We start from the raw sequence: 5,303 nt of genomic DNA on the forward strand, positions 1-5,303 counted from the left end.
ACGGCGGAGGGCACCTGGGCGGACCTCACCGCCTCCGGGGCGCTCTCCGGCGTCCTGGCCGGGGAGCACGGATGAACCGGGGCCGGTTCGTTCCGCCGGTGGCCGTTGTGCGCGTACGGGCCGGCGTTCCGTTCCGCCTGACCCGAGCACGACGAGGGCCCTGCCGCACGGGCTCGCACGGCAGGGCCCTCGTGCCCGTGTGCCTCTTCTGCCGCGGCGGATGACGTCCGCCCGCTCCAACTCGGACCGCCGGCCTGTGGAGAAGCCGTAAGCGGTATCCGCGGCAACCGGAATCGGTGATCAGGCGGCCGGGGGCTGGTGCCGGCATCTACCGTTGGAGTTCGGCACGGGCATGGTGCAGGGACCTCAACGCGGTGCGGGGGAGCGGGAGATGGCAGAGCAGAAAGTGGAAGTCGATCCGGTCGTCCGGTCCCGGCTCGGTGAGCGGACGCTGGCGGACCTCCGCAGAAATCTCTGGGCGATCGACTGCCAGAGCTGCGGCCGCGCGTTCGGCCGTTTCCGCACTCCGGTGCTCGGCGTGCGGGACCACGGTGACACCGCCACGGTGGCGCTGCACCACCGGCGTTGCCTGCCGTCCCCTTGGGTGGACGCCCCGGAGGTGAGTCTTGCCGGGGAACCGATGCTGAGCTGGCGAGCTTCGGTGGCGCTCCTCCCGGGGGACCGGCTGTTGTTCCTGGTCAACCCCTCCTGCGAGTCGGCGATGCTCCTGCCGGACGGTGATGGCTGGCGGGTCGGCACCTTGGAGCTGTTCATGAGGCTCGGGCTGGTGACGGACCCTCTGGACCGGTCTGAGGAAGCGCTCCTGGTGCCCGGATTGAACGCAGCGCTGCATCCTGACCGGTTGTCGGTCCACCTCCGCGCTCCGGCCGGTCTGCCCAGCCACTCGTGGCACTGCCTTACGAACCCCCTCAGCCCGGTCATGCCTCGTCTCCAGTCACGCGACCGGCTTCTCGTAGGCGTCACCACAGCGCTGCGCGTCGGTTCCGGGATCAGGGATTACGAGCTGTTGACGGCGATGGCCGACCAGCAGATCGCGTTCGGCATGGCCGAGCTGCTGCGAGCACCGTAGTCCGCCTGGACGGTCTCCTCCGGATCGATGGCCATAACGCAGAACCAGCCGCGTTCTTCCAGAGCGAGCCGTCGGAGGCGACACTGCGGCCGTAGCCGGCACCGATCACGATCACCGGCACGGTCAGGCCCTGTGCGGCCGGTCCAGCAGTCCCAGGGCCGTACGGGTCCTGGACACATGCCCGACCTCGTCGGGTACCCCGGCCATCGGCACCGCTGGTGATCCTCCGCCCACTCTTCGGGCAGGAACAGCTCCTGCCGCAGCGAGCGCGAGGCGGCACCGGTGGCCGCGTGCCCGCCGACCGCGACCTGGCAGCCGGCCCGTTTGCCCTGCGCCCACCCCTGCTTGCCGGACTGCGGCGGAAGCGGCTCCAGCCGAGCCCATTCCCCATGCGCCGGACCGCCCTGCCCCATGCCCAGGTCAACGATGCGAGCAGGGGCCCGCCATGCCTGAGACCGTCACCTGGCGGCGCCGAGCCGGCGGGGGCGGGTGTGGAGTCCGGGCCCCGTCACTGGCCCACTCTTCCGTCGACGCACTCGCGCAGCAGGTCGGCGTGCCCACAGTGACGGGCGTACTCCTCGATCCTGTGCACCATCAGCTCCCGGATCGCGATCCTGTCCTTCCCCACCCGCTCGCCCGGATCCGGGTGTTCGGCCAGCGCGGCGTCGGTCGCGGCCTGCTCACGCTCCAGATCGGAGAACGCCGCGTCGACCACGGCCTGCTCGGCGACCGCTCCGTCGAAGTCCGCGTCCTTCTCGCCGTACAGCCTCGGCAGCGGGTCGCCTTCGGTGAGCCAGTTGCGCCAGTCGCGTTCCACCTCGGCGAGGTGCCGGACCAGGCCGAGCAGCGACATCGTCGACGGCGGAACCGACCGGCGGGCCAGTTGCTCCGCATCCAGGCCCTCGCACTTCATCCGCAGGGTCATGCGGTAGTCCGCCAGGAAGTCCTCCAGCGTGGCGAGTTCGCCGTCCGGACCGGCACCTTCCTTGTTGCGGGGGTCGTCGTCCGGGTCGGTCCACATGTCGGGGTAGACGGTCGCCCGGGTCCATCGCGCGGGTTGGTCGCTCATGTGGTGCATGGTGGTCCGCGACGGCCCGGGTCCGCCACCGAGTTCTTGTCGCGGGGTGACGCGGTGGTGGCGTCAGGGTCCGGGCCCCGCGTCACCTCCGCCAGAACAGGTGGTGCGTCACGCCGCTCGGGCTGGGCACGACCTCGAGGTGGAACCGGTCGAGCAGCTCGTCGGGCGACTCCCAGAGCCGTACCCCGGAACCGAGCCGCACCGGCGAGACCGCCACGTGCAGGGTGTCGACGAGGTCGGCGTCGAGGAACTGCCGGATGGTGGTGGCCCCGCCGCCGAGCCGGACGTCCTTGCCCCGCGCCGCCTCCCGCGCCCGTTCCAGGACCGTGGCCGGGTCGCCGTCGACGAAGTGGAACGTGGTGTCGGAGAGCGTGAACGAAGGACGCCTGTGGTGGGTCATGACGAACACCGGGGTGTGGAACGGGGGCTCGTCACCCCACCAGCCCTGCCACTCGTGGTCGCGCCAGGGCCCGCGCTGGGGACCGAACTTGTTGCGGCCCATGATCTCGGCGCCGATGTTGCGCGCGTAGTCCCGGGTGAAGTAGTCGTCGAGGCCGCGGCTGCCCCCGGGTTCGGTGCGCCTGGGCCAGCTCGCCGTGGCGCCGGCCCAGGCGAACAGGGCCCCGGGATCGGCGTGGCCGAACGGCCGCTCAAGGCTCTGGTGCTCACCGGCGCCGAAGCCGTCGCTCGAGACGTTGAAGTTCTGGACCCTCAGTAGCTGGCTCACGTGTTCCCTCCTGGACCGTCGACAACGGTGAGACCGTCCGGGCCGGGAAAACTCATCGCCGCGGCCGTGACCGGCCGGGAACCGGGGCTGCCCGGCCTTCCGGCCGGGGCGGCTCGGCGGGGCGGGGCCTCTGCCCCCACGAACCGGCTCCGGGGCTTCTGTGCCAAGGTGGAGGGGAAGCACCCTAGGGAAGTGAGGGCCGTTGATGGCGGAGAGTGCCAGGCAGATCGCCGACGAGCTGCGGGAGCGTATCCAGTCCGGCGAGCTGGCTCCAGGGGCCCGGCTTCCTGGTGAACCGGCCCTGGTGCGCGAGTACGGCGTGGCCAAGGAGACCGCCCGCCGGGCGCTGACACTGCTCGTCACCGAGGGGCTGGCGGTCCGCAAGCGGGGCAGCGGGACGTATGTGCGGGAGTTCCGGCCGATCAGGCGGGTGGCCAACCGCCGCTTGGCCGAGGAGGGCGGTTGGGGTTCCGGGCGGTCCATCTGGGCCGCGGACGTGGGCGAACGGCCGCTGTCGGTCACCGACGTGAAGGTCTACGAGACGGCCGCGCCCGACCACGTGGCGCGCGTGCTGGACCTGCCCGAGGGCGCCCCGGTCGTGGTGCGCGACCGGCTGTTCGTGGTGGAGGGCGAGCCGGTGCAGGCGGCCGTCTCCTACCTGCCGGCCGAGCTGGTGCGCGACACCGCGATCGCCCGGCCCGACACCGGTCCCGGCGGCACCTACGCGCGGCTGGCGGAGCTGGGGCTGAAGCCCGTCCGCTTCACCGAGGAGCTGCGGGCGCGCATGCCCGGCCAGGCCGAGGCCGAGCGGCTGCACCTGGCGGAGGGCACGCCGGTGGTGGAGATCTGGCGCACCGCGTTCACCGAGGACGGTCGCGCCGTCGAGATGAACCGGATGCTGCTGGACGCGGGGATCTACGTCATGGAGTACCACCTCGACGGTTGAAGCCGTCCGCATCCGGCTCCGGGCCGGCCGGGACTACTCGTCCCACCAGCGGTCGTCACCGGTCACCGGCCTGGGGGTTCATGGGGCGACGGCCCCGGCCGTGCGGTGCGTGCGCTGCCGGGGGTGCTCCCGGCAGCGGTCATGCGGTACCGCCGAGGGGCAGGCGGTCGTAGACCAGCTCGATGCGGTCCGCAGGGGCGATCACCCGCAGGACCTCCAGGGGCGTGCCGTCGGCCGCCCGGGTCAGGCGCTGGACCCGCAGGACGGGGACGGCCGTTCCGATCTGGAGCTGTCGTGCCTCGTCGGCGGTCGGCACACCCGACGTCACCCGCTCGTCCGCTTCGGCAGGGGCCAGGCCGGCGCCGGAGAGGGCGCCGAGCACACCGCCCACCACCTTCCTCCGCTCGCCGATCCCCGCCCGGTCGGCCAGGGGCGCGGGGTACCACGCGCACTGGACCTGGACGATCTCCTGGTCGATCAGCGCGTGACGGCGACGCTGCACCAGTTCGCTGCCGGGAGCCACGTCCAGGAGGGAGGCGAGGTCGTCGGGTGCGCTCACCCGTTGGACGTCCACCAGGCGCATCTCGCCGTTGAGGCCCTGCTGGGCACAGGCCGTCTCCCATGGGCCGTGGGCTCCGCCCGGCTGGAGGACGCTTCCGTAGCGGCTGAGGGGCACCCGGATCGGCCGCCTGTCGCGAACGAGCGTGCCCAGCTTCCGGCGGACGACGACCAGTCCTTGGTTGGCCAGTTCGGCGAGGGCCGCCCGTACGGTCTGACGGGCCATGCCGTACTCGTCCATCAGATCGGTGATGGGCGGCAGGGTCGTGCCCGGGGAGAACTCACCCTCTTCGATGCGTCGCCGCAGGTCGTCTGCGAGATCGCGGTACCCGCGCACATCGGCCTCCTCATCTCTCGAACGAGTTTCCCTCAAGGCTAGCCCTGATCGAAGGGTTGGGCCTGGCCGCCGCGGACGGATCCCTGTCCTGGCGCATGAGTTTGATCCACGACCGCTTTTCAGGAGGGAACCGCATGACCGAGAACTCCGGACACCTGACGCGGAGGAACCCGTGGTGGTGATCCCGACGGACGGGGAGCAGGAGGAGCCTTCCCGCCAGAGCACCCGGCCGGACACGGTCCCCTACATCTCCTCGTGGAGCCGGGAGAAGATGATCCGCCCGCCCGTCGTACGGGTGGCGGGCCGGGGCGGCGAGGGCATCGGCTACCTGGGCGAGTCGCCGTACGACCGGGACCGGCGCGGGGTGCTGTGGGTCCGGCACACCCTCGCCAGAGGGAAGGGCAGACCGCTGTTCCACACCGTGCACACCCTGCGGCAGCGGCGCGCCGTGCTCCACATGCTCTGCCAGGTCTGCGGTACGTCGGTGCTGGACGACGGTCCGCACCTGTTCGTCCTCCGGGACGTGGGACGGCCGGTGGCCGAGGAGGAGCGGACGACGGCGCCGCC

At 71.9% G+C, this 5,303-nt stretch carries 5 protein-coding genes and 1 pseudogene; 3 read left to right on the plus strand and 3 right to left on the minus strand.

The window, feature by feature from the left end; genetic code table 11:
- The first annotated feature begins 391 nt into the window (after positions 1 to 391).
- Positions 392 to 1,090, plus strand: coding sequence for a hypothetical protein (locus VE546_RS11115; RefSeq protein ID WP_324921143.1), 699 nt, complete (start codon positions 392 to 394; stop codon positions 1,088 to 1,090).
- Between the two features lie 508 nt (positions 1,091 to 1,598).
- Here VE546_RS11115 and VE546_RS11120 read toward each other — a convergent pair.
- Complete coding sequence (locus VE546_RS11120) at positions 1,599 to 2,168, minus strand: DinB family protein (protein ID WP_324921145.1); 570 nt, start codon at positions 2,166 to 2,168, stop codon at positions 1,599 to 1,601.
- Positions 2,169 to 2,250: 82 nt separating this feature from the next.
- Positions 2,251 to 2,895, minus strand: coding sequence for a dihydrofolate reductase family protein (locus VE546_RS11125; RefSeq protein WP_324921147.1), 645 nt, complete (start codon positions 2,893 to 2,895; stop codon positions 2,251 to 2,253).
- Positions 2,896 to 3,100: 205 nt separating this feature from the next.
- Here VE546_RS11125 and VE546_RS11130 point away from each other — a divergent pair, with 205 nt between their 5' ends.
- On the plus strand, positions 3,101 to 3,841 hold the full coding sequence (locus tag VE546_RS11130) for a GntR family transcriptional regulator (protein WP_324921149.1): 741 nt from the start codon (positions 3,101 to 3,103) through the stop codon (positions 3,839 to 3,841).
- A 139-nt stretch (positions 3,842 to 3,980) separates the two neighbouring features.
- Here the strand turns inward: VE546_RS11130 and VE546_RS11135 are convergent, their stop codons facing one another.
- Positions 3,981 to 4,736, minus strand: a complete 756-nt coding sequence (locus tag VE546_RS11135) for a GntR family transcriptional regulator (RefSeq protein WP_324921151.1) — start codon at positions 4,734 to 4,736, stop codon at positions 3,981 to 3,983.
- A gap of 175 nt (positions 4,737 to 4,911) precedes the next feature.
- Here VE546_RS11135 and VE546_RS11140 point away from each other — a divergent pair.
- Positions 4,912 to 5,303 (plus strand): annotated as a pseudogene (locus VE546_RS11140) (hypothetical protein); the annotation flags it as partial.

The organism is Streptomyces sp. (assembly GCF_035644915.1).
GTDB lineage: Bacteria > Actinomycetota > Actinomycetes > Streptomycetales > Streptomycetaceae > Streptomyces.

Bases quoted from the DNA above. Each gene is read 5' to 3' on its own strand.
- VE546_RS11115 (WP_324921143.1), top strand. From the start codon at position 392: ATGGCAGAGCAGAAAGTGGAAGTCGATCCGGTCGTCCGGTCCCGGCTC.
- VE546_RS11120 (WP_324921145.1), bottom strand. From the start codon at position 2,168: ATGCACCACATGAGCGACCAACCCGCGCGATGGACCCGGGCGACCGTC.
- VE546_RS11130 (WP_324921149.1), top strand. From the start codon at position 3,101: ATGGCGGAGAGTGCCAGGCAGATCGCCGACGAGCTGCGGGAGCGTATC.